Source organism: Mangrovicoccus sp. HB161399 (assembly GCF_013184745.1).
Taxonomy (GTDB): Bacteria; Pseudomonadota; Alphaproteobacteria; order Rhodobacterales; family Rhodobacteraceae; genus Mangrovicoccus.
This window is the reverse complement of sequence record NZ_JAATVU010000070.1, coordinates 1-23172: the sequence shown is the minus strand read 5'-3', so window position 1 is coordinate 23172 and position 23172 is coordinate 1. Positions and strand designations below refer to the sequence as shown.

General features: G+C 70.6%; 15 protein-coding genes and 1 pseudogene. 3 read left to right on the top strand and 13 right to left on the bottom strand.

Annotated features, from left to right (window positions below; translation table 11 throughout):
• Nucleotides 1-7 precede the first annotated feature (7 nt).
• Together HCC78_RS33285 and HCC78_RS25725 are read left to right on the top strand one after the other, a co-directional pair.
• Nucleotides 8-154 carry a hypothetical protein gene (locus HCC78_RS33285; protein WP_216671309.1) on the top strand — a complete coding sequence of 49 codons (147 nt, stop codon included), beginning with the start codon at nucleotides 8-10 and terminating at the stop codon, nucleotides 152-154.
• Nucleotides 155-831: 677 nt separating this feature from the next.
• Nucleotides 832-2106 (top strand): annotated as a pseudogene (locus HCC78_RS25725) (IS256 family transposase).
• Nucleotides 2107-2826: 720 nt separating this feature from the next.
• On the opposite strand, the gene HCC78_RS25720 reads toward HCC78_RS25725, so the two are convergent.
• Nucleotides 2827-3669: a hypothetical protein gene (locus HCC78_RS25720; protein WP_172331645.1), complete on the bottom strand. Its 843-nt coding sequence runs from the start codon at nucleotides 3667-3669 to the stop codon at nucleotides 2827-2829.
• 1 nt (nucleotide 3670) lies between these two features.
• Entirely contained in the window at nucleotides 3671-4333 is a 663-nt protein-coding gene (locus tag HCC78_RS25715; RefSeq protein WP_172331644.1) for a hypothetical protein, read from the bottom strand.
• 131 nt (nucleotides 4334-4464) lie between these two features.
• On the opposite strand from HCC78_RS25715, the gene HCC78_RS25710 reads away from it, so the two are divergent.
• On the top strand, nucleotides 4465-5367 hold the full coding sequence (locus tag HCC78_RS25710) for a hypothetical protein (RefSeq protein ID WP_172331643.1): 903 nt from the start codon (nucleotides 4465-4467) through the stop codon (nucleotides 5365-5367).
• Nucleotides 5368-5374: 7 nt separating this feature from the next.
• On the opposite strand, the gene HCC78_RS25705 is transcribed toward HCC78_RS25710, so the two are convergent.
• The 11 genes from HCC78_RS25705 to HCC78_RS25655 all read right to left on the bottom strand — a co-directional run.
• Complete coding sequence (locus HCC78_RS25705) at nucleotides 5375-6931, bottom strand: SUMF1/EgtB/PvdO family nonheme iron enzyme (protein ID WP_172331642.1); 1557 nt, start codon at nucleotides 6929-6931, stop codon at nucleotides 5375-5377.
• Nucleotides 6928-8127, bottom strand: a complete 1200-nt coding sequence (locus tag HCC78_RS25700) for an ABC transporter permease (protein ID WP_172331641.1) — start codon at nucleotides 8125-8127, stop codon at nucleotides 6928-6930. The genes HCC78_RS25705 and HCC78_RS25700 overlap by 4 nt, the downstream gene beginning before the upstream one ends.
• A complete protein-coding gene (locus HCC78_RS25695) occupies nucleotides 8127-8858 on the bottom strand; it encodes an ABC transporter ATP-binding protein (RefSeq protein WP_172331640.1) in 732 nt (243 codons plus the stop codon). Before HCC78_RS25695 ends, HCC78_RS25700 begins: the two co-directional genes overlap by 1 nt.
• A 3-nt stretch (nucleotides 8859-8861) precedes the next feature.
• Nucleotides 8862-10787 (bottom strand): vWA domain-containing protein, encoded by a 1926-nt coding sequence (locus HCC78_RS25690; RefSeq protein WP_172331639.1) that lies wholly within the window; start codon nucleotides 10785-10787, stop codon nucleotides 8862-8864.
• Nucleotides 10787-11818: a sel1 repeat family protein gene (locus tag HCC78_RS25685; protein WP_172331638.1), complete on the bottom strand. Its 1032-nt coding sequence runs from the start codon at nucleotides 11816-11818 to the stop codon at nucleotides 10787-10789. The genes HCC78_RS25690 and HCC78_RS25685 overlap by 1 nt, the downstream gene beginning before the upstream one ends.
• Complete coding sequence (locus HCC78_RS25680; RefSeq protein ID WP_253949365.1) at nucleotides 11811-14510, bottom strand: virulence factor SrfC family protein; 2700 nt, start codon at nucleotides 14508-14510, stop codon at nucleotides 11811-11813. Before HCC78_RS25680 ends, HCC78_RS25685 begins: the two co-directional genes overlap by 8 nt.
• A gap of 26 nt (nucleotides 14511-14536) precedes the next feature.
• Nucleotides 14537-17662, bottom strand: coding sequence for a virulence factor SrfB (locus tag HCC78_RS25675; protein ID WP_172331637.1), 3126 nt, complete (start codon nucleotides 17660-17662; stop codon nucleotides 14537-14539).
• Nucleotides 17662-18948, bottom strand: a complete 1287-nt coding sequence (locus tag HCC78_RS25670) for a hypothetical protein (RefSeq protein WP_172331636.1) — start codon at nucleotides 18946-18948, stop codon at nucleotides 17662-17664. Before HCC78_RS25670 ends, HCC78_RS25675 begins: the two co-directional genes overlap by 1 nt.
• Nucleotides 18949-18960: 12 nt before the next feature.
• Nucleotides 18961-20760, bottom strand: a complete 1800-nt coding sequence (locus HCC78_RS25665; protein ID WP_172331635.1) for a trypsin-like peptidase domain-containing protein — start codon at nucleotides 20758-20760, stop codon at nucleotides 18961-18963.
• A gap of 251 nt (nucleotides 20761-21011) precedes the next feature.
• Nucleotides 21012-22274, bottom strand: coding sequence for a peptidoglycan-binding domain-containing protein (locus HCC78_RS25660; RefSeq protein WP_172331634.1), 1263 nt, complete (start codon nucleotides 22272-22274; stop codon nucleotides 21012-21014).
• 538 nt (nucleotides 22275-22812) lie between these two features.
• Nucleotides 22813-23172 (bottom strand): hypothetical protein (locus HCC78_RS25655; RefSeq protein ID WP_216671308.1); only part of this gene is annotated, 360 nt, incomplete at its 5' end.

Below are 23172 nucleotides of genomic sequence, written 5' to 3'. Positions count from 1 at the left end.
AAAGCCCATGCGCATACGCCACCGAAGCCACAGCACCGAATTCAAGAGCCAGGTCGTCGCGGAGTATCATGGCGGCGAGACGCTGCATGCGCTCGCCTGCTGCCGGGGCAGTCTGGTGTCGACGCGTCAGGCGCTGTTGCGCAAATCAGCTTAGGACGGCAATTCGCCTTCCCCGGACACACTTGTCCCGCGGCCACGGTGAGCGGGATGCCGCTGGCGGTGCCATCCACACCTTAAATGGCGGCCGCGCCGCCCGGAAGGCGCCGCTTCCCATTGCATCGAGGGATCGAACCAGACGGCCAGCGACCCGCGCCGCCTCAGCGCCTTGCTCGCCGTTGCGCTCGGACCGGTGGCGCGCAACGGCGAGCAAGCTACGCCAGTTGGCGGTCTTGCAGGTCGTCTTCGGTGGTCTGCTCATGCCGCCCGGCTAGCATGCTGGATTCACGAGATGAGTTCCCCTGGATTTGCGCAACAACGGCGACACGCCAATGCAATGACACGAGGTCAATCAGGTTGCGAGTCAGGCCATCAGACTGCCCGAGCATATTCACAGTCAGGTTGTTGCTGACTCCCGGCGGGTAGCTTCATTATCCTGCGTTTCAGGCGGTGAGCGGACCGGTGCATTCGGTCTCCAACCCGAATGCGTCTGACCGGGCATGGCGGCAGGATTTGGCGGACAGGCGATGGCGCTTCGGTCTGAGAGTCACGCGCGAAAGTTGGTGGTGCCCTGAGGGGCGGCATATCATGGCGGTGTTCAGACTCCGTCAATTCTCTGCCGAGAGTGAGACCGCGAACGCGATCCGTCCGAGAGAGGGGCCGAACAGATGCCACATGTCCGAGACTGCCATTGCCACGCTGCCCGATCCATCCGGGTTTTCGCCGGATCCGCTGACGGACCTCATCCGCCAAGGCGCGCGCAAGCTGATCGAGCAGGCGCTCGGGGCCGAGCTGGCCACGTTTCTCGCCGCCTTTGCCGGGGACAGGCTGGAGGACGGCCGGGCCAGGCTTTTGCGGCACGGACATTTGCCGGAGCGCGGAATCCTGACCGGGATCGGTCCGGTCGCCGTGAAGGTGCCGCGCGTGCGTGACCGCAAGCCGGGGATGGACAAGATCACCTTCACGCCAAGCATCGTGCCGCGCTACCTGCGCAAGGCCAAATCGGTCGAGGAGCTGCTGCCGTGGCTGTACCTCAAGGGCGTGTCCGCCGGCGATTCCGGCGAGGCGCCGCGCCCTGCTGGGGCCGGACGCCAAGGGCCTGTCGGCCAGGACGATCTCGCGGCTGAAGGCGGATTGGTGGTCCGAATGCGAGGCCTGGCAGAAACGCGATCTCGGCACGCGGCGGTTCCTCTGCATCTGGGCCGACGGCTTCCACTTCAGGCCGCGGATGGCGGAAGAGAAACAATGCGTTCCGGTCATCGTCGGGGCGGATGAATGCGGCCGCAAGGAGCTCCTGGCCATGACCGGCGGCTTCCGCGAGAGCACGCAAAGCTGGCGCGAGGAGCTGCTCGATCTCAAGCGGCGCGGCATGAACCAGGCGCTCAAGCTGGCCATCGGCGACGGTGCCTTGGGGTTCTGGGCTGCGCTGCGCGAGGTGTTTCCGGCGACGCTGGAGCAACGGTGCCGGGTCCACAAGACCATGAACGTGCAGAACGCGCAGCCGGAGGCCGAGGGACACCTGCACGACATCTGGCAGGCTGGGACCCGGGCCGCGGCGTCGGCCGCCTTCGTTCGGGCCTGCCCTCGAACCGGTGGCGGGCGCCCTCGCTCTTCGCCGAAACCTGCGGCGTGAAGTGGGACTAGGCGGTGGCCAAGCTGGTCAGGGACCGGCATGCGCTGCTGACCTTCTGCGACTATCCGGCCGAGCGCTGGAAACACGTCCGCACCTCGAACCCCATCGAGAGCACCTTCGCCATCGTCCGACACCGCACCCGGCACACCAAGGGCTGCCTGAGCCGCAAGACCTGGCTCGCCATGGCCTTCCGCCTGATTATGTCGGCGCAGAAGAAATGGCGGAAGCTCGACGGCCGGAACCGCCTGCCGGAGGTCATCGAAGGGGTTGAGTTCCGCGACGGCGTCCGCCAGCTTTCGCGCATATCTCCGGTCTGAATGGTGCGGCTGCCTGATCATGAGCCGACAGGACCATTGCGCGTGACGAGACGACTTGAACGGGCCCATGAGCTTCTCGCGGCGTCTGGTGTGACGGTGGCATCCCTCGGCGCGATTGTTCGGTCCCTTGTGCTGCCGATGCCCGATGCCCGATGCCGGGTACGATTCCGGCTTTTGCGGCGGCATAGGAGCCGAGCTTGTCGGTCACGAGCACGCGCGGCATGCCCCAGCACCCGAAGAGCTTGCGGAAGAAGGGCCTCGCGGCTGCCGTTTAGCGCCGGGTCCGGACCAGGATGCCGGGGAATGAGCCAGAATGCGCCATGCCTTCAAACATGCCGGCGAGTGCCGTTGCCATCCATCGCGCGCCACAGCCAATGGGCCTCGCCGTCCACCCGGATGACGACCTCGCGAGATGCCATTTGCCAGCAGGAACGGCGCGGTCCCGCCGGCTGCCGGCGGCGAACCGACGGCCGAAGCGGCCGACCCTGCCGCGGATCGTTTCGTGGGCAACCATGATGCCGCGCTCGGCAAGAAGGTCCTCGCCGTCGCGCAGGCTCAGTGCAAATCCGTGATGGGCCCCACGGCATGGCCGATGACGCTTCGCAGGAAGCGGAAGCCCTTGTGCCCGGGCCAAGTTTCCGAGATTCAGCATGGGATCAGGCTGCCACCACCGCGAGCATCCATCGACCTGGCACTCCCCGTGGCGCGCAGGGTGTGATCTCAGTTCCGCGGCATGCCTGCGCAGGCCCGCTGCGATGATCCGGGGAAGACGAGCCCGTCCATCTCCGCCGCAGCCCCGCAATAGGGCGTGCAGGAGCCCGATGTGCTCAGGCGGATGCCGTTATCGGGCTGGATATCGAAGGCGACGGTGCAGAGGCTGCCGAATTCGCTGCTGTTCATCGCCCAGCCGGTGCCGGTCGGCGCCAGCACCTCGTCGCGCAGCCCGCAGAAATGGCCGGTCGACTGCCAGGACTCCAGGCTGGCCAGCCCGCTGCCGCGCCCGCCGATATCGAGGACAAGCTGCGACGAGCCGGTGTCGTAGCAGTAGCCCGTTCCGCGCAGGAAGGGCGCGTCCCCGGCCTTCGGGCTGCAGGGGATCGCCGAGAGCGCCGCGCCGTTGGTCTCGACATCGTCGAGCTTCCAGCTCCCGGCCTCGGGGCGGAAGACATAGGCGACGCGGGCGGGGGTGCCGAAAGTCGTGAAGCGTGCCGTCACCCGCCATTCCTCCCCGGAGCTGTCGGAGGCGATGGCGAGCGAGTCCGCGATCTCGGACTCGGAATAGTCCTGGCCGGGGATCGAGGGGTCGTAGTCGATGCAGGCCATCAGCAGGTCGCCGCCATAGCTGTCATTTGCGTCGAAGAAGGTCGAGAGCCGTGCGGTGAGGAAGCTCTGCCGCTGGCCGGGCGCGGTCAGGTAGCGCAGGCCGACCTGGCCGCCGCCCTGCTGGGCGAGGGTGCTCTGGTAGATCCAGCGCACCAGATCCTCGGGGGTGGAGGCCTGCCCGACTGCCGCTCCGGCACTCGCGGCGAGCATCAGGGCGGCAAGCAACCCGCGCCCGGACATCTCAGATCTCCCGCGCAGAGCGGCGGAACTCCACCGCCATCCGTCCGCCGGTCTCGGGCTGGAGCGTGTCGCAGCTCGCTGCGCCCGCTGTCGCGGTGCAGGTGAATTCCCGGCGGTGGATGTAGCCGCCGTCGCCGCAGGGCAGGTTCTCCGCCTCCTCGATCTGCAGCGCGCCGGCCTCGGTGAAGCCGCCCTTGACCGGGCCCTCGCAGGCGACCCCGTCCATGTCGCGCATCTTCTGCAGCCCGTTGCCCTTGGCGTCGAAGCAGATCTGCCAGGCGGGATAGCCGACCTCGTCGCCGGTCTCGGTGTTGCGGGTCTGGTAGAGGGTGCTGAGATCCCAGCAGCCATAGAGCGCCTCCAGATCGCCGCGCCGCCAGTCGGCCGGGTCGAGCGCGCGATGCGGATCGGGCCCCGCCGCGTCGCATTGCAGCCGCGAAAGCTGGCTCTCGGCCAGCGCGATCCGCTGCAGCAGATCCGAGCGCTGCGCATCGAGCCGGGCGAGCTGCGCGACCTGCCGCGTCTCTGCCGGGGCAGGGCAGGCGCCGGGCACGGACATCCAGCGGGGCAGGTCGAGCGCGCAGGCGCGGAGCGTCAGATGCGCGGCCCCGCCCAGAAGCGCCAGGCAGCCCAGGCAGAGGAGGGAAATCGCGATGGAGCGCAAGGTACAGGCCCGCCGTGAATGAAATCTACCGAGTCGATGAAACCCGATTCCGCGGCCTCCGGCAACAACCGGAATTGAAAACCGCCCCTGTCCCGCGCATAGTCGCGGAGCGCCAGGCCACCGGTTATTTCATGCGACGGTTCTTCCCTCTCCTTTGCGTCTTCTTCGCCCTGCTGCCCGCCGCCGTGCGCGCCGAGCCGGTGGCGGTGCTCTGGGTCCACAGCTCGGTCCGCGAGGCGAAGCTGACGGACGGCCACAGGAAGGCGATCGTCGCCTATCTCAACAGCTACCGCGGCGGCGGGGCCTTCGACGTCACCTATCTGCGCCACGGCTCGGGCGGGCAGACGGCGGCGGCGCTCGGCGCCGCCGTCTATGACGTGATCGTGGTGGATGCGGGCAATGGCCGGCGGATGTTCAGCAGCGGCGATCTCGACGCGTTCCGCGCCTTCTATGCCTCGGGCAAGCGCAACCTGCTGCTCGACGGCACGCTGCTGATCCGCAACACCGATTACAGCAGCGAGTCGAATTTCCCCGGGGTCGACGGCTCCAGCGCGGCGCTGACCGTCAACGAGATCTCCGAGGTCGCCCGGGCCGGGGGCGGCATCATCATCGGCGCGGACCACAACAATTTTCAGGCCGATGCCAACCAGGTCGCGGGCGCTCTGGTGCCGGGCGCGGGCTTCACCGGGAGGACCAACCCCTCGACCGATGGCGAGTTCTTCGGCGACGGGCTCCTCTCCGAGGTGGAGCCGATCCGCCCGGTCGACCTCTTCCGCCACTGGGCCTCGATCCCCAGCCAGGGCGAGACCTCGGTCGGCAGCTTCACCGATTTCGAGGGCCGGCCGGTGGAGTTCCGCGCGCTGGTCGCGGCGGCCGACAAGCCCGGCGGCGGGCGGCAGCGGCCCTATATATCGGCAACGCTCGATCCGGGCCCGGCGCGCTATTCGATCGACAGCACCGAGGTCGTGCAGGACAGCATGCCGACCCGCGTCGGCCCGGGCCGCGCCGAGAACCGCGCCCGCAGCTTCCGGTAGCCGGGGCTCAGTCGAGCGCCATCGCCAGGAGCCCCGCCAGATCCATGTCGGGCCGCGCCGCGTAGGCGTTCACGTCGCCCCAGAAGCTGTTCACGTCCGAGAGCAGCTCCAAGAGCTCTGCCGAGCCGAGCTCGCGGCCGAGATCCAGATAGGCAGCCTGGCGCATTTCGGGGGCGAGGTTCTCCGACAGCGCCTCGAGCGTGCGGCGGTAGAAGAGAAGCGAGGTCTCCTGCGCCTCCTGCAGCGTCGTCAGCCGCTCGACATTGGTGCGCATCCCGGCAAGCAGAACGGCGCGCTGGTCGCTGTTCGAGGTGATCTCGAACCGGTCGCGCAGGTCGTTGATCGCGCCGCGCAGCCGCTGCATCTCGGCCTCGCCCTCCTTCAGCCCGGCGACGAAGGCCGCGCCGCTGAGCATGGTCGATTTCGCCGATTGCAGCAGCGACTGCTCGGCCGCGTCCTGGGCGAGGCGGAATTCGTGCTGCAGCCCGGCCAGCGCGTCGCGACGCCTGGGGTCGATCTCGTTCTCCATCAGGCTCGACAGGGTGGCCAGCGGATCGCTGGTCTCGGGCGCCGCGCCTTCGGAATCGGCGATCCAGCCGTCGCGGATCGCGTCGAAGCCCGCATCGGTGATGACCGGCGCCGAGATCGCCAGGCGCAGGCCGAAATACTGCCCCGCCAGCGCCTGGCCCGAGCGCGGATCGAAGCGCGGATATTCCCGCCGCTGCGCCGAGTAGATCTGGCCGGCCTCGGCATCGATCGAGCCGCCGCGGGTAACGATGCCCCCGGCCTGGCCATGCGGGCGGCCGACGGCGTTCAGACGGAACGGGTCCTCCACCAGTTCCTCGGCATTGCCGTAGACATCGAAGAGCCCCAGCGGATTGGGCGCGCGCAGCCCGACCGGGCGCAGGTTGCCGCGCCCCTGGCCCGCCGCCTGGTAATGCGCGTAGTCGCCGAGCTCGCCCTCGGCGAAGAAGCGGCGGGCGGGGAACTGCGCGGAATCGATCCGCGCGCCGCCGCGCACCGCGTATTCCCATTCCTCCTCGGTCGGCAGCCGCAGGAAGGCGCCGCGCTCCGCCCCGCCGGGCAGCTGGTCGCGGGCATTCGCGTTCAGCCACTCCGAATAGCGCCGCGACAGGTCGACCGCCTCGAACCAGCTCAGCCCGCCATGGGCCAGCCGGTCGCGGCGGCCGAAGGGTGCGCCGCAATCGCCCGCCAGCGCCCGGTACTGCGCCTCGTTCATCTCGTAGCGGGCGATGTAGTAGGCCGAGCCGCCGGAGCCCGGATCGGCGAAGGCGCCGCGCAGATGGGCGCCGCGCAGGTAGTCGGAATAGCCGGTCGCGGGCTCGGACTGGCCCATGCGGAAGGCGCGGTCGTCGAGCGGATCGCCCGCCTCCACCGGGACCAGCACCTTCTGGAAGGCCATGGCGCCGCCGCAGGGCATCGGCAGCATCAGGTCGGCCCCGCCCGCGGGATCGGTCAGCTCGGCATCCCAGGGCGGCGGCGCCGCCTCCTGGGCGGGGGCCGCGCCCGCGGCGCAGAGAAGGAGCGCGAGAAGCCGCTTCATTCGCCGCCCTCCCGCAGCACCTCGGCCGGATCGACCCGCGCCGCGGCGCGCGCGGCAAAGAGCGAGGCGGCGGCGACGAAGGCCAGCACCGCGAGGCAGATCGCCGCCGCCTGCCAGGGCGCGATCTGCGCCAGCCGGCCGGTATCGGCGCCGGGGGCGAAGAGCCGCTGTGCGGCCAGCGCGGCGAGCAGGTAGAGCCCGAAGGAGACCGCGAGCCCCAGCGCCGCCGAGACCAGCGCCTGGACCACCGGGAAGAGCCAGAGCGACCGGCCGCCGAGCCCCATCAGCGCCAGCACCGCGAGGAGCCGCCGCTTGCGCGCCACCTCGCCCCAGAAGCCGAAGACCAGCGCCGCCGAGAGGCCGATGCAGGCCACCGCCACGGTCAGTCCGAGCGCGATGTCGAGATTGCGCCCGAGCCCCAGAACCGACTCCACCTCGCGGGTCCGCGCTTCGGTGCCGATGCCGAAGCGGGTCTCGATCCGCGCCTGCAGCTCCGCCAGATCCTCGAGCCGGGCGGCATAGGCCCGCATCCCCTCGAAGACGGGCTGGCGGCTCGCCAGCGCGCGGCCCGCCCCGATGCCGTGATCCGGCAGCGCGTAGCCGTCATAGAAGGCCTCGACCAGATCCAGCGCCTCGAGCGGCGCCAGAACCGAGCGCCCGCTCATCCGGTCGGCGGGCAGCACTGCCGCCACGGCGAGCTCCAGCCGCAGCTGCCGCGGCCGGTCCTCGGCCTGGGTGAAGATCTCGATCCGGTCGCCCGGCGCCAGGCCCAGCTGCGTGGCGAGCCCGGCCGAGATCGCGGCCCTGCCCGGCGCCAGGTCGAGCCCGGCGGGCAGGTTCGGATCGCCCGGCCCGCTCGGCACCAGCAGGGCGTCGCGCCTTTGCGTCCCGCCGACGGCGCGGACATTGACGAAATCGAAGATGCTGCGGGTCTTCAGCGTGACGAAGCCGGTCTCGGGCCAGCCGCGGATCTCGGCGGCATCGGCCTCGGTGAAGGCGGCATTGCCGCTGGTGTCGATCTGCAGTGTCGCCGGATTGGACAGCAGCCGCCCGATCAGCGTGTCGTAGACGCCGTTCTTGACCCCGAAGAGCACCAGGAGCGGCACCAGCACCCCGGCGAGGATGGCGATGTTGCAGATCACGTGGATGCGGTCGTGGCGCAGCGCCCGCAGGGCGAGGAAGACGACATTGCGCATCAGGCGGCCCCGCGTTCGCCGAGCCGGCTCGACACGGCGCCCGCGCCGCCGGCCGGGGCGAGGTCGAGCCGCCTGAGCGCGAAACTGTCGAGCAGCGCGCTGTCATGCGAGGAGATCACCACCGCCGCGCCGCCCTCGGTCGCCGCGGCGATCAGCAGGCCCATGGCCGTGCGGGCGTTCTCGGGGTCGAGCGCCGCGGTCGGCTCGTCGGCGATGACGAAGGCCGGGCGATGGGCCAGGGCGCGGGCGATCGCGACCCGCTGGCGCTGGCCAATGGACAGGGCGCGGGGCAGCTGCCGGGCGAGTGGGGCGAGGCCGAGCCGGTCCTCCAGCGTGGAGATCCAGCCGGGATCGGCGCGGCCGGTCAGCCGCTGGCCGAGGGCGATATTCTCGCGCACCGTCAGGAAATGCAGCAGCCCGCCGCTCTGCGGGACGAAGCCGAAGAGCCGCCCGCGATGCCCCGGCGCGTCGCGCCCGGCATGCCTGCCGGTCCAGAGCCGGGCGGCGTCAAGCTCCGTGCCGCCGGCGCGGATGCGGAAGCTGCCGCCGGGATCGGGACGGCGCAGCAGCCCGAGGAGTTCCAGCAGCATGGTCTTGCCGGTGCCGCTCGGCCCCGACAGCCCGACCGCGTCCCCGGCCGCAAGCTGGAGTCCGGCCACCTCGAGTGCGAAGCGCCGCTCGGCATCCGAGACCGAGACCGTCACGTTCCGCAGGTCGAGCCGCCCGTCCATCGCTCAGGGCAGCACGTCGAAGGGCATGGCGAAGACATGCTCGCCATCCGGCGCACCCTCGTAGAGCGGGGTCCAGACGCTGGCGTCATAGAGCCACTTGCGGTACTGGGCGAGCTTCTGGCGCATGCCGTCGAGGATGGTCCGGCGCAGCATCGCGCTCTGGCCCCAGCGGTCCTCGGTCATCTGCAGCAGCTGGCTGCGATAGGGCAGGTTCTCCAGGTATTCCAGCGCCCCGCCGATCGTGTCGGCCTCGGCATTGATCAGCATGTCGGGGTTCGTCGCCATGTCGGCGATCACGCCGCGGATCTGGCCGAAGAAGGCATAGGCGTCCTGCTGGTTGCCGGTCTGCTCGCCCAGCCGCACCAGGTTGTCGAGCAGCTCCGCCATGGTCGCCATCTCGTTCTTGGTCAGCAGGAGCCGCGGCTCCACCGCCATGCGCGAGGGCGCCTCGATCGCCTTGTCGGTGATCCAGCCGGTCAGCACGTCGGGCACCTGCGTGCCCTGCTGCGCGCCCAGATAGGCCAGCCGCATCGCCAGGCCCAGATCCTCTAGATCACCGTCGCGCTCGTCCTCGGACTGGAGCGTCGCCTGGCCGCGCGCCTCGCGCACATGGTCGGTCAGGGCGCGGACCAGCCGCTCGGTGGTGGCGGCGAAGGTCGCCTCCTCGCCGTTCTCGATCGGGTAGTAGAAGCTGCGCCCGGCAAAGCGCGACATCTCGCGGTAGCGCGCGGCGGCATAGTCATGCGTCGCCTTCCCGGCAGGGGTGAGCAGGTGCAGCGTCATCAGCGCGATGTTGCGCCCCTCTGCATCGGCCTGCAGCTCCTGCATGCCGATCTCGCTGCGGGCATTCGGGTCGCGCGCATCCTTTGGCCCGGCATCGGTGACGAGGATGACGTAGCGCGCGTCGAAGGGATCGCCGTCGCCCTGCGCCTGGTCCCAGTCGATCTCGGTCAGCGCATCCTCGACTCCCGCGGCGCTGTCCTCGTTGAAGCCGGTCGAGCTGGCGGTCGCCACCTGGGTCGCCGCGCCGATCCCGGCGATCACCGCGCTCTGGTCCGGGCGAGGCTCCAGGGGCACCAGCACCCGCGTGCGGTATTCCAGCGCCGGGACCGCCTCGGGATTGTCGCGGAAGCCGATCACGCCGAAATTCACTGCATCGCCGATATCGGTCTCGACCAGTTCCTCGACGGTCGACTGCAGCACGCGCTGGACCTGGGCGATATAGGGATCCATCGACTGGGTGGTGTCGAAGACGAAGACGATGCCGACATCGAAGCGGCTCATGTCGCCGTCGCCGTCCCCCTTGGGGGCGCCGCGCGCGTCCTTGGGGATCGAGGCGACCTGCATCAGCAAGAGCTCTTCGTAATTCGCCGGGTGCAGGTCTTCGACGAAATCGAGGATCGGCATCAGGTAGAGCTCGTCGCGGATATTGACGAATTCCTCCGGCTCGACCGAGACGACGCCATGGGCGCCGTCGATGATGCCGCTATCGGCCTCGGCCAGCAGGCGCTCCTGCATGGCGGTCAGTGCCTCGTGGTTCAGCAGCCAGCGCAGGTTGTCCTGGGTGTCGAAGATCAGCTGGCGCTGGCGCCCGGCGCTGTTGGTGAAGGCGCCGACGATGTTCTGCTTCCAGGGCACGGCGGTGCCGGGGCCGATCCAGCCCGCGGGCGGGGCGGAGGAGGACGGGCCGACCTGCGTCCAGTCGCCGTCGCGGGCGAAGACATAGAGCGGCTGGAAGGGCGGGTAGCGCGAGATCGCCGCGCCGTCGGGCGCGTCCATGAGCGCGGCGCCGGGCCGGGTCAGCACCCGCTGGTAGACGGTGTGCATCCCCTCGGCCAGGAGCGGGCGCGCCTCCTGGGCCGGAGCGGTGCCGGGCAGGGCGGAAAGCGTGAAGGCGACGAGGGCGGCGGCAAGGGCGGAGCGGGTCATCACTCGCAATACTCCTCGGCGGCGTTCCGCGCCAGCGTGTCGGACATGCCCGCGAGCCGCTCGCAGCTCTGCGCCAGAAGATCCGCGGCCGCGTCGCTGCCGGCGTCCTTCGCCCGGCGGTAGTATTCCGCCGCGCGGGCCGGGTCGTCGCCGAAGCTCAGCCCGGTCGCCGTCTCGATCCCGTCGGCGGTCTCGCCGTCATAGAACTGGCCCATCAGCCGCATCGCCTCGGCATCGCCCGCACGCTGCGCCGCCTCGACGGCGCCGAGCGCGTCATCGGCCGTCACCGCATCGCCGCAATCGAGAAGCTGCGCCAGCATGGCGGTGCTGTCGCTTTCGCCGAGGGCAAGCAGGCCCGCGGGCGCGCAGGCATCGGCTTCAGGCGGCGGCACGGGCGAGGTGTCCGACCGCACCGGGGGCTCATCCGGTCGGCTCTCCTGCCAGAGCCACCAGCCCGCCCCGGCGCCGATGGCCAGCACGATCAGCAACGCCGCGATCCAGAGCCCGCGGCCGCCGCGGGGGTCCTCTTCCCCGTCCTCGTCCGCGCTCTCCTCCTCCTCCGGCACCTCGGGCCCGGGCTCCGGCTCCGGAACGGGCGGTGCGGGCGGTGGCGGAGCGGGCTCGGGCGCGGGCGGGACCGGCACGGGGCCGGAAAGTCCGCTGCCCGGCTCCTCGGCATCGACCGCGCGGATGCCGCCGATCGCCGGGGCGCCGGGCAGCGGGAAGACCTCGTCGGGCCAGCTCACATCCGCGGTCAGCCCGCCCATGGCGATCTGCAGGCTGGCGAACTCCTCGATCTGGTTGACGATCTCGGGGCCGACGCGGACCACGTCCAGATCGCCCTGCCGCTCCACCTGGTAGGGGCCGAAGCCGTGGCGGTGCGGCTGGAAGCCCGAGGCGGCCAGGTAGTGCCCGCGGTACTTGTCTAGCACCTCGATCTCCACCGTACCGTCCGGCAGCTGCCCGGCCTGCGCGGTGAAGAGCGCGTAGCCGCCATCGGGGTGCTGCGGGTCGGGGCGGACATCAATCACGGGTCGTCTCCCGGGCAGCTTCAAAGCCGGTCAGAATGCCGCCGAGCCGCATGTTCTGCTCGATATTGACGGCGCCGGACTCGCTGTCCTTGGCATTGCCGACGTAAAGCGTGTCGAGCGCGAAGACCCAGTCGGTCCAGGTCTCCTCCGAGGTGGCGCGCTGGCGCAGGGGCAGCGTGTCGGCGCTGTCGGCGGCGGGGCGGGGCGCGAAGACGGTGCGCAGGCTGCCATCGGCCAGCTCGACCTGCGGGCGCTCGGCCTCGGGCAGCCGCTCGGTCCCCAGCGTCGAGACGAAGCCGTTGATCCGCTCGGCGCAGAGGATCGCGGCGGCGGGCGCCTGGCGGTCGAGGGTCAGCCCGTAGCCGATCGCCCGCAGCTCCTCGGTCATGGTGCCCAAGAGCCCGAGTCGGCGGAAGCCGTGGACCATCTCGCCGGTCAGGCTGGCCGCGGCATTGGGCGAGAGCCCGTAGATGCCGAGCCCGGATTCGTCCTCGCGGAACTCGGCCAGCGCGTCCATCCAGGCGGAGAAGGCGGTCTCGACCTGGAACTGCTCGGGCGACATGGTGCGCACGCCGCCATTGGCGGGCTCTTCCGCGGGGGCAGCGGCGGCGGAAGGGGCCGGGGCGGCGGCGGCGGTGCGCGCCGGACGGCCGGGACGCGCGGGACCGGGCGCCGCGGGGCGCGGCGGCGCGGCCGAGGCGGGCTGCCCGGCCGAGGAGACCGCCGAGCTGATCCGGATCGAGCTCGGCACCCGGGCCAGCAGATCCTCCACCTTCTCCTGGTCGACGGTCAGCCGGTTGAGGAAGGCGCCGAAGCGGTGGCCCTGCAGCGTCAGCTCCAGCGCGTCGATGATCGCCGAGGCCTCGGCGCGCTTCTCCTCGATCCGCTTGGCGATGTCGTCGGAGACGTAGTAGCCGCCCACCGCCGACTGCAGGTCGCCCAGCACCTTGGCCAGCTGCGAGGCGATCTGCCGGGTCTTGCCCTCGGGGGTGCAGACCGAGGCGAGCCGCGCCGTGAGATAGCCGACGCCGCCGTCATTGAGCGCCAGCGCCGCGTCCCAGGCGGCGGCGGGATCGGCGAAATGGGCCTGCACGCTCTCCGCCGCCAGGCAGCCGCTGCGCAGCTCCTCGAGCCGGCCGAGCTTGCTGTCGCGGATCGCCGCCTCGCGCTGGTCGCCGTCGTATTCGATCAGCCCTTCGACGAAGTAGTTCGGATTGCGCAGCCAGTAGCAGTTGCGGAAGGCCTGGCCCGGCGCCCAGGTCTTCACCCAGTTGTCGTTCGACTGGCCGAAATTCTCCAGCAGCGAGGCATGCATCCGCCGCTCGAACCGGGTGGTGTCGCCGCCCCCGGCCGCGCTCTCGCCCAGGTGCTTGTCGAATTTCGTCATCACGAAGAACAGGATGCACTCGGTCGCCGCGCGCTGCGCCGGGGTGGCGCCATGGGTCAGCGCGATCCAGTTGTCGACGAGCCCGGGCAGGTCGACCGTGTCCATGTTGCTGTCCGGCACGCAGAGCAGCATCGAAGTGATGTCCTGGTTCTCGACATAGCGGTCGAAGAGATAGGCGACCTTGCCGCGCAGGAGCAGCTGGGTGACGGTCTTCTCGGGCTCGGCGAGCGAAACGCTCAGCGGCTTCTCGAAGCGGTTGCGCGCCCCGGGGAAATCGAGGAGGTCGGTCGAGGCGAAAAGCGGGGAGGGCTGCTCGAGCATCGGGAAGACGAGCTCCGCGGCCAGCGCGCAGACCACGGCGCGGGGCAGCGCCACGACATTGCCGGTGCCGGTGCGCAGCTCCAGCGTGCCGTCTTCGCCGCCGCCGAACATGCCGTGCAGCGTCTTGACGTCGATGATCGAATGCTCGCGCGGGACCAGCGCGTCGCGGCGGGCATGGACCTGGGTGTCATGGCCGAGCTGCGCCAGCGCCTCGCAGAGCGTGACGTAGAGATCGGTGAAGGCCCGGTGCCCGCCCCAGTAGACCGACAGGAACTCGGCCCGGTCGCGGATCGCCATGCGCGGCGCCATCAGCGCGGCCTCGGTCTTGAAGGGCACGACGCCGGTCGCGTAGGCGGTGCGGGCGAAGGCCTTGGTGTTCTCGATGTACTCGCCGATCTCCAGTACGTCCTCGGCCTCGAGCCCGGGCACCTCGGCGGGGCCCATGCGCGGCTGGAAGCGGGCGACATGCGCCTTGAGATCCTCGGCGGTCGGCACCGGCTCGGAGCGGTCGCCATCCATGAAGAAGCTGTTGATGAAGATGCGCGCGACATCCGCTTCGCTGAGCAGGACAAGCGGGATCGGGAAGCCCTCGGGCGCCGCCGCCCTGGTCATGGTGAAGCGGGTGACGAGCCCGGTCGACTCGCCCTCGCCCTCGGGATTGACCTCGCGGATGTAGTCGAGCTGTCCGTCGGGGCCGGAGAAATCCGCGGTCAGCCGGCCCTCGGCGGGACGCGCGAGCACCGAGACCAGGAAGGACTTGCCCGCCTGCGAGGGGCCGAAGACGCTGACCGAGAGCTTCGAGCGCGCGGCGCGGGCCAGCCGTTCGGCGCGGCGGGCGCCGCGGCGCATCCGGTGCAGGGCGGGGTCGCGCTCGGGGCCGACCGTCTCGGCATTCTGCGGGTCGCGCAGCCAGTCCATGGCCTCGCGCGACAGCGACGCGACCGAGGAACAGGCCTCTGCCAATGCGGTCTGGTCCATGCTCATGCCATCCTCTCCAATGGTCGTCCGCGTCAGATCCGGAAGGTTCCGGTTTCAAGCCAGTAGTCGTCCTCGAAGCCCAGCGTCTGCAGCTTCAGCACCACGGCGGCGGCGGGCTTGTAGGTCGTGCCGCTGCGGCCCTCGACGAAGACCGGCTTGAACTGCTCCAGCTGGGTCTCGCGCAGCAGCGTCTTCCTGACGATGTCGCTGGGCTTGTCGTCCGGGTCGGCCCCGTCCTCGGCATCGACCTTCTCCAGCTCGACCGTCAGCGGCGTCTCCTCGGCGGCGATCTGGGCGTTGACGAAATCCAGCCGGTAGAGCGGGGTGGTCGTCCAGCGCTCCAGCGGCAGCTGCCGCGCGCCGATATGCACCGGCGAGAACATGCGGATCTTGGCGATGTCGCCGGAGCGGGTCGCGCTCTCGTCGAGGTCGATATTCGAGAACAGGATCCGGTCGTCCGGGATCTGGCCGTTGCGGTTCATCTCGCCGATATAGCGCGCGGTGGAGCGCATCTGGAAGGCCTCGGTCATCACCCGGAAATTGGCGATGCGGCTTTCCGCCAGGGCGATCAGCATGCCGCCGACGGCGACCGTGCTCTTGGGGTCGCCGATGCGCTGCGTGACCGGGTCGCGGAACGGGTACCAGCGCCCGGCGCGGTAGCGGTGCATCGAGACCAGACGGTGCGGCGGCACGACCAGCAGCTCCTCGACGACCGAGCGCACGGCAGGCAGCCGCGAGGGCCGCCCGGTCAGCAGCACGACATCCGCGCCGACATGGTCGAGCACCTCGCACATGTTGCCCAGCACGTTCTGGAAGACCTCGCGCGAGATCGCGTCGACATCCTCCCGCGTGGTCGAGAGCCGCATTTCGGCGAGCCGCCAGCCGGTCGCGCCGAGATCGGCCGCGGCCTCCTCGACATAGGACAGCAGCTCGGCCGGCAGGGGCTCGGCCGCACGGGCGCCCTCCTCGTCGGGGACCTGCCCCAGCACCTCGCCCGCATGGATGTCGATGCGCTCGAACTCCTCCAGCGTCTCGCATTTCTCCAGCACCGCCTCGGCCAGCGGCGTCAGGATGCGCAGCGCGTACTGCCGCCGCCGCTGCACCGACTGCTGGTCCTGCCCGCCCAAGTCGCCGCCGAAGAGCTCGCGCAGCCTTTCGGCGACGAAGCGTCCGCCCGCCGCCTCGATCGACTGCTGCAGCCCCGGCAGCACCAGCGTGCTGATGAGCCGCGCGACCAGGTCGTCGCCGGCGATGCGGAACCCCTCGCGGAAGGTCTGGACCGGGTGCAGCACGCGGTCGTCCTCATGCGCGTAGGTCGTCACCATCAGGTCGGTCGTGCCGCCGCCGATATCGATGCAGGCCAGGCGCAGGGTCGGCTCCTCGCGGCCGGTGCGCGCGACCATGCGGGGGCGGCCCTTCAGCTCCAGGAAGGTGCCGATGCGGCCCTCGAATTTCTGCGTCAGCTCGCTGTAGAGATAGACTAGCTGGGTGCAGCTCGCCTCGTCCCACTGGACTTTCAGCTCGGGCGGGGCCGAGATCGTGCTGGCGCCGCTGTCGAGCCCGCGCAGCGCCCAGACGAGCTTCAGCGCGGCCTTGGTGCGGGCGCTGATGACAGCCTGCTCCTGCACCGAGGTGGCCGTCGGCAGGCTGAGGATGATCCGGTTCAGCCGCCTGGGCAGCTCGCTCTGCGGACGGCGCAGCCGCGAGGCGGGGTCGTTGATCTGCAGGAGCACCTGCGCCAGCAGCTCCGCCATCAGGAAGGTGAAGAGCGAGGAGCGCGAGAAGCGCGGCCGCACCGCCGGGGACAGATCCGGCGGGCGCTGTCCCGAACGTCCCGCGCGGCGGTCCTCGGACAGCTGCGCCAGCACGTCGCCGGCCTCGTTCATGTGCCGCATCGCCGCGCGCACCGCCCTGGGCAGGCTCTCGGGATTGAGGTGGTTGTGGAACCGCCAGTCCTGCGGCATCGGCTCGCTGTCCCAGATGTAGCGCTTGGGCGAGGACAGGCCCGACACGGTCTCGGTGCCTTCCTCCCCCTGGACCATCCGCACCGCCTCGGGGCCGATCCGCACGAAGCTCGGCCAGACGAAGGCGTTGCGCCGCCCCGAACGGCTGGCGAGCTGCTCGTTGCCGAAATTCAGCTCGGCGAATTCGGCGCGGCTCTGGAACAGGCCGGAATACTGGAATTCCGGGCGGCTGAGGTCGCGCAGCTCCAGCGGGAAGGAGCGGGCCAGGTCGACGCGGGTGTCGCCGGGGAAGCTTTCGATCAGGATGCCGCAGGTGCGGCTGTTGCCGATGTCGAGCACCAGGTCGACATTGACCGGCGCGATCGCGTCCTCGGCCGAGAGCGTGTTGACGAAGCGCAGCTTCGGCGGCCGCACGGCGATGTCGATCAGGCGCAGATAGGCCAGGTAGCGCGCCCAGTGCTCGAACTGGTGGGGCAGGTCCTCATGGGCGATGGTTCGGCCCGGGCGCTCGGCGCGCTTGTAGGCCATGAAGAGGTCGTCGAGCCAGTCCGAGACCCATTTCTGCAGGTCGACCGCGCTGCCGTCCGAGGCGGTCTCCACCCTGCGCAGGAACCAGTTCATCGCCGCCGGATCCGAGACCAGCCGGAAATGCCGCGGCTTCTCGGCATCGCCGCGCTCGGGGGCGAGATAGCGCTCGGGCTGGTTCTGGGCGATCAGGCTGGTGTCGAGCGCGATCTGCACCCGGTGGGTATGGCCGGTGGCCGGATCGGGCTGGGCCAGCTCGACCGTGCGGATCCGCGCCCAGGCCGAGGGGCCGGGATCGTAGCGTTCCTCGCCGCGCGGGCCGCGCTGGCCCTTGATGCGCAGGACCGGCACCGGCACCCATTTGCCCAGATAGGGCTCCAGCGCGCTGACCGGGCGGATCGAGTATTCGTCATCCTCCGCCGTGGCGGCATCATGCACGGCTGCGTCGGCATCCTCGTTGCCGGTCAGCGGGATCAGTTCGCGCTGGCGCAGCCCGTCGACCATGTCGCCCGGCCGCTCGACGAATTTCCACGACCGGACCGTCAGGTCATGCAGCGCGAAGCCGAAATCCAGGAACTGGACGCCGGAATAGGGGACGAGCGTCACGTCCTCGGGAAATTCCGTCAGCGCCCTCAGGCTGGCTTCGGTCTGGTCCTTGCGTTCGGCCATCACCGGTCCCCATAGCTGAATTCCGTGACCCAGTCGGGCTGTCCGGGCGTGACCGAGCCCTCGACGAGCTCGACCCGGCCGCCGTCCTGGATGCGCAGCCGGAAGGGCTGCGCCCCCGCCGCGCCGCGCGGCTGGTAGAGATTGACCCGGATGCGGTAGCTGCCTGGCCCGGGCGCGGCATAGAACACGTTCTCGACCGGATCGCTGCGCAGGCGCGAACTGGCGGCATTGCTGTCGACATCGAGCGTGCCGCCGCAGGCCTCGCGGTTGCCGTAGGAGACGGTGCCGCCCTCGGGGCAGGTGACATGCAGATCCAGATCCGCGCTGCTGCCCCAGAGAAGCGAGAAGGTCAGCTCGCCGATGGTCGCGCCCTGCTCGGTGAGCCGCGCGGCATCGGAATCGTCCCGGCTGCCCGGCGGCAGCTCGGCGACCGGCAGCGGGATCGCCGGGTCGACGACCGGCTGGCAGGCGCGGTCGAGCGCCGAGAGCTCGCGCTCGGCCATGGCGATGCGGGTTTCCAGCACGTCCGTTTCGGCGAAGACCGCGGCGCGGGCGGTCTCCGCGCCGGGGCAGGCGCCGGGCAGGAAGGCCGGGCGCAGCGCGCAGGGCGCCACCAGCAGGTAGAAGATCGCCAGGAGGATCAGCAGCAGCAGGAGCCAGCCGAGCCAGAGCAGGGCCGCCGGAACGCCGCGGCGGGCGGGATCCTCCGCCAGGACGGCGGTCGCGGCGGTCGCCGCCATCGCGTCCGTCCCGGCTCCGGCGCCGGCGGGCGGCGCGGTCGGCGCCACCGGCTGGCTGCGGTCGACGGCAGTGAGCGCGCCGCGCACTTCGGGCGCCTCGTCGCGCACCCAGCCCCAATGCGCCAGCACCGGCTGCGGGCGGCCGCCGGCGCCCGGCAGCACGAAGACCGACCCCTCGCCGGGATGGCAGACCGCGTTGCGCAGCGCCTCGGAAAGCCGCTTCTCCTCGCGGCTGCCGCCCTCTTCCAGCCGTTTGGCCTCGGCGAGGATGTCGTCGCTCAGCCGGGCCAGCTCGGCGCGGGCGGCCTGGGCCTCCTCCTCGGGCAGCGTGCCGAGCGTCTGCGCCCGGCCGTCCAGCGGGCTGTACCAGTCGATGCGGTCGCCATAGGCGCTTTCCACCGGCTCGGCGAAGAGCGCGGCATGCGCCTCGCCCAGCGACGGCGCGGCGAGGATCGCGCCGGTGACCAGCTCATAGGAGCGCTGCGGGGCGGTCCCGAGCGGCCGGAGCCCTTCGGTCGTGCTATCGATCAGCAGTGCCGTGGACATCGCGCCGCCGCCCTATTCGCTGCCGCGCGGCGGCAGGGTCAGCATGCCGTCCTGCACCGCCGGGGCCCCGCGGGGCCGGGGCGCGGCGGGGCGCTCCACCACCGGGACGCAGGGGGCGCGGGTCACGGCGCCGTCGGCCCCGGCGCTCTGCAGGAAGGCCAGCAGGCTCTCGGAGGAGAGCGCGAAGTTCCAGTTTCTAAGCTCGCCGCGGTTGACGAAGGTGTTGACCCCGACAATGCGGCCGCAGCTATCGACCAGCGGTCCGCCGGAATTGCCTTGCGAGACATCGGCCGAATGCACCACGACGCGGGCGCCGCCGAGGTAGTCCTGCTCGGAATTGACGATGCCGTCGGTGACGATCAGGTCGGGCGCCGAGGTCATGTCGCCGCCCAGCAGCGCCTGGAACTGAGCGTCGCTCCGGATCACGTCGCCCGGATAGCCCGCTGCGACCACCGAGCGGAGCTTCAGGCTGCCCTCGGGCGCGTAGATCTCGAATTCCGGCTGCGACACCCCCTCGACGCGCAGCAGCGCGAAATCGGTCCCGGTTGCCTCCATCGGCCCGGAGGATTTCACCAGCGTCGACGCATGGGCGCGGCCGAGCGTGGCGCTGGTGACGAAGATGCCGTCTGGCGCGGCGCCGGCGACGACATGGTGGTTGGTCATGAGCAGATCGGGGCCGATGAAGAAGCCCGATCCGGTCGACATGTCCGGCCCGGCGGTGGCCACGACCAGCGCGGTGCGCGCTTCCAGCAGCTCGAGCAGCGGCAGCGGCGCCTCGGCACCGGCCGGCTGGACGCGGGTGCGCTCGGGCGCGGGGGGAAGGACCGGAGAGGGGATGCCCGGGGCCACCGCGCCCGCGCGGTCCGCCGGATCGGCGGGATCTGGCGGCAGCAGCCCTTCGAGCGTGCGGCCGTCCGGCACCACCAGCGAGCCGTCGGCAAGGCATTGCGCGCCCTCGAGACTGTCCTGCAGCGCCGCCAGCCGGGTCTCCAGATCGCGGTTCAGCGCTTCGGCCATGGCGACAGCCTCGGTCGTGGCGGCGGCATCCGCGCCGGCAGAGACCGGGAAGAGCCGGTTGCCCGGCACCAGCAGCCAGGCCAGAAGCCCGCCCGAGAGGAGCAGCAGCAGGACCAGCGGCAGCCAGGCGATGACCGGCAGCCGGCGCGTGGCAGCGGGCTCGGCGGCGGACGGCTCCGTCTCCGCCGCCGCGGGGTCTTCTCCGGGGGGCTGCGCCGCGCTGGCCGGAGCTGCAGCTGCCGCCGCGGCAATCCCCGCGCCCGCGCCGGCGGCCGCAGCCGCGGCCCCGGCCCCGGGCAGTGGCGCGGAGGCCGCGGCGGGCAGGAAGGGGCCGAAGGTGCGGGCGCGATGGGCGGCCGAGTCGCGGATCCCGCCCGCGGGCTCCATCCCCCAGTTGACGATCACTGGCGCGCCCTGCACGGCCCAGAAATCGTCCCCGCCGGTGACCGTCAGCGCAGCGGCGATCAGCGGACCGATCTCGGGATCGGCGGCCAGGGCCGGCAGCGGCGCCAGCGCGGCGCGGAGCCGGTCGGAGACCTGCGCGCGGGCGGCCGCGTCAAGCTGCGAGAGCGGCGTGCCAGCGCCGGGAAATTCGGTGTACCAGGTGACCGAGCCCTCGGCCTGGTCATTGCCGCGGCTGACCAGCGGTTCGGCGAAGAGCGCGGCAGAAGCCTCGCCGGCATGGCGCAGTAGCGCCTCGTGCAGCGCGGGATAGAGCTCCAGCGCGATCGTGTCGCCGATCCTCAGGCACTGGCCGGGGTCGAGCCGGGATTTCGTCAGGAAGTGCTCGGCCATGGTCTAGTCCCGGCAGGAGGCTGTCGCGGCACGGGACCAGTGGCCGGGGCAAGGGCGGAGCGAAGACCTGAAAACGTGCATATTTAACCGAAACGAATGAGATCCCGCTATCACGTTAGGGATGGTAAAATCATAAAGCAAGCCACTGCGGCCGCAGGCGTAATCTGTCCGGCGGCGATCTGCCGGGCGGACGTGCGGACAGCACGGAAAGGGCGCCCGGCCGGGCGCCTCCGCAGCTCATGGGGCCGGGATCACTGCTTGACGAGGGTCGGCAGCAGGGTCCCGCTTCCGGCGTTGCTGGCCTCCTCGCTGTCGAGCATCAGCGCGCTGCGGATCACCGCCATGCGCTCGCCCGAGCTGCTGGGCAGGAAAGCCGGCTGCTGGTTCTGCTCGAGTGCGGTCACCGCCTCGACATACCACCGCTCCGCCTGCTTCTCGTTCTGCGCCGTGCCGAATCCCTCGCGCAGATGGTGGCCGACGAGTTCGCCATAGGGGCCGAGGCCCGCGCCGACCATCATCAGCGCCCCGCTCAGCGAGGTCTCCGGCGCGTCCTCGCGGTAGCCCATGCCGATGCAGACCTTGCCGAAGGCGGCGGCGGTCTCGGCATCGGGGGCCAGCTTGGCGTTCAGTGCCTTGGCCTCCGCGGCCAGGTCGGCCGGCGCGCCGGTCTGCAGCTTGGCCATCACCGGCGCCATGGTCTCCTCGACCAGGGTGCAGGACTGGGCGATCGCTTCGGGCGCCAGCTGGTAGGTGTCGGCAGTGGATTGGCCCGCGGTGATCGAGACGCTGCGCGCGCTGCAGAACTGCTCGCTCAGCGCCTGGTTGCGGTCGGTCATGCTGGCGGCCAGGATCGGGCCCTGGTTCGTCTGGGTCATGAGCTGGACGACCTCGCAGCGTTCGGACATCGAGGCCGAGGCCGGGGTCAGGGCTGGCAGCGCCGGCAGGGTCCTGCCGGCAGCCTGGGTGACCGAGGGCAGCGTCGACGGCACCTGCGGCGCCTGGGCCTGGGCGACGGGCGGAGGCGCGACCGGCGGGGCGACCGCGGGCGGCACCGGCGCGGTTGCGGCCGTGGCCCGGGGCGGGTAGTTCGGATCGTTGAACGCCTTCAGCAGCCCCTTGGTCCCTTCCGAGGCGACGACCTGCGGATAGGCTGCGCCGCCGCCGGCATTCATGCGGTTGTAGCTCTCCAGCAGGATGCCGCGCTGGTAGTCGTCGAGATAGCCCGTGGGGCTGTAGCCCATATAGGCTTGGTAGCTGGAGATCCCGGCGCGGGATTTCGGCCCCAGCGCGCCATCGGGCGTGCCGACATTGAAGCCGAAGCCGTTCAGCGCCTGCTGGACCGACTTGTTCTCCGTGCGCTGCGCCGACGAGATGCCCGACGGCTTCGGCGCCGCGCGGGTGGTGGTGGTGGCGGGGGCGGGCTTGTTCCGCGTGCATTTGCCCGTGGCGCCGCAGAAGATCGCCCCGGCCACGGCGGCGCCTGCCAGCGCCTTTGCGAGATCATTTCCAGCCACTCCATAGGTTGGGACAGTGGCTAGGCTCGCTGCGGTTGCGAGGGAGATCAAATTCTTTCGCTTCAGCATGGCAAAATTCCAAATCCGGTGTGATGTAGTCTCAGAAACCGAATCAACGGCAATCTGCATTATCGGCAGCGATAGTAGCGGGCTGCTGACGCGAAGTCACCTTGGCCGGCCGTCAGCTGATTTGCGCAAGAGCGTCGTCCCGACGCGTGCCCCGGTTCCGGGGTGCCGGGCCGCCAACATTTCCGTTTCCATCTGGCCTCCGGCCCCGGCCCTTCGGGGCGGACCTTGCGACCCCTCCCCATTGGAAGGTATGGCGCAACCGGGCCGCCCGTTTTGCTCGCAAACCTGCCATCGGTGATGATGTGCGGACATGGTGGCCGAGCATGTCAGGAACCTACTGTCATCGACGCTATGCCTGACTGATCCGCTCCCGGGCAGCGGTCCGGGCCCCAATTGATGCACGTGTATCGCCTCGGGACCCGGCACCCGTGCCAAGAGGTCCGAGGTCGTCCTAGCCACCGCTAGCGTCTCAACATGCGCCGCCGCCACCGGCCGCCATGGCTCCATAGCCAGTGGCGGGATTGCCGCCATCGCAGCTGGCGCCGTTGGTCGGATGATCAGTGGCGGGTCTATCCAGAATATCCATCCCTGTTGCAGGGAGTGCAGGCGTGCGGCCGCGGCCGGCGCGGCCACGAGCAGCGGAAATCTGGCCACGCTTATTCGGCTCTTGGAGTGCGCTCCCGCGGGTGGGCATTATCAGGCGGCGGTTGTCGCAGGCCTCGGCGAACCGGGGCAAGCCGGTGGCGGCGCCGCCGGAAAACTCCTGCTCCGCCAGGCAAGCGTCCTCGACCTCCAGTGTCTTCATGAAGCTCCCGGCCCTTGCGTTCGG

Coding starts and splice junctions, on each gene's coding strand:
- HCC78_RS25680 (WP_253949365.1), bottom strand. CDS start 14,510: ATGAGCATGGACCAGACCGCATTGGCAGAGGCCTGTTCCTCGGTCGCG.
- HCC78_RS25670 (WP_172331636.1), bottom strand. CDS start 18,948: ATGTCCACGGCACTGCTGATCGATAGCACGACCGAAGGGCTCCGGCCG.
- HCC78_RS25705 (WP_172331642.1), bottom strand. CDS start 6,931: ATGAAGCGGCTTCTCGCGCTCCTTCTCTGCGCCGCGGGCGCGGCCCCC.
- HCC78_RS25675 (WP_172331637.1), bottom strand. CDS start 17,662: ATGGCCGAACGCAAGGACCAGACCGAAGCCAGCCTGAGGGCGCTGACG.
- HCC78_RS25720 (WP_172331645.1), bottom strand. CDS start 3,669: ATGTCCGGGCGCGGGTTGCTTGCCGCCCTGATGCTCGCCGCGAGTGCC.
- HCC78_RS25700 (WP_172331641.1), bottom strand. CDS start 8,127: ATGCGCAATGTCGTCTTCCTCGCCCTGCGGGCGCTGCGCCACGACCGC.
- HCC78_RS33285 (WP_216671309.1), top strand. CDS start 8: ATGCGCATACGCCACCGAAGCCACAGCACCGAATTCAAGAGCCAGGTC.
- HCC78_RS25665 (WP_172331635.1), bottom strand. CDS start 20,760: ATGGCCGAGCACTTCCTGACGAAATCCCGGCTCGACCCCGGCCAGTGC.
- HCC78_RS25690 (WP_172331639.1), bottom strand. CDS start 10,787: ATGACCCGCTCCGCCCTTGCCGCCGCCCTCGTCGCCTTCACGCTTTCC.
- HCC78_RS25710 (WP_172331643.1), top strand. CDS start 4,465: ATGCGACGGTTCTTCCCTCTCCTTTGCGTCTTCTTCGCCCTGCTGCCC.
- HCC78_RS25695 (WP_172331640.1), bottom strand. CDS start 8,858: ATGGACGGGCGGCTCGACCTGCGGAACGTGACGGTCTCGGTCTCGGAT.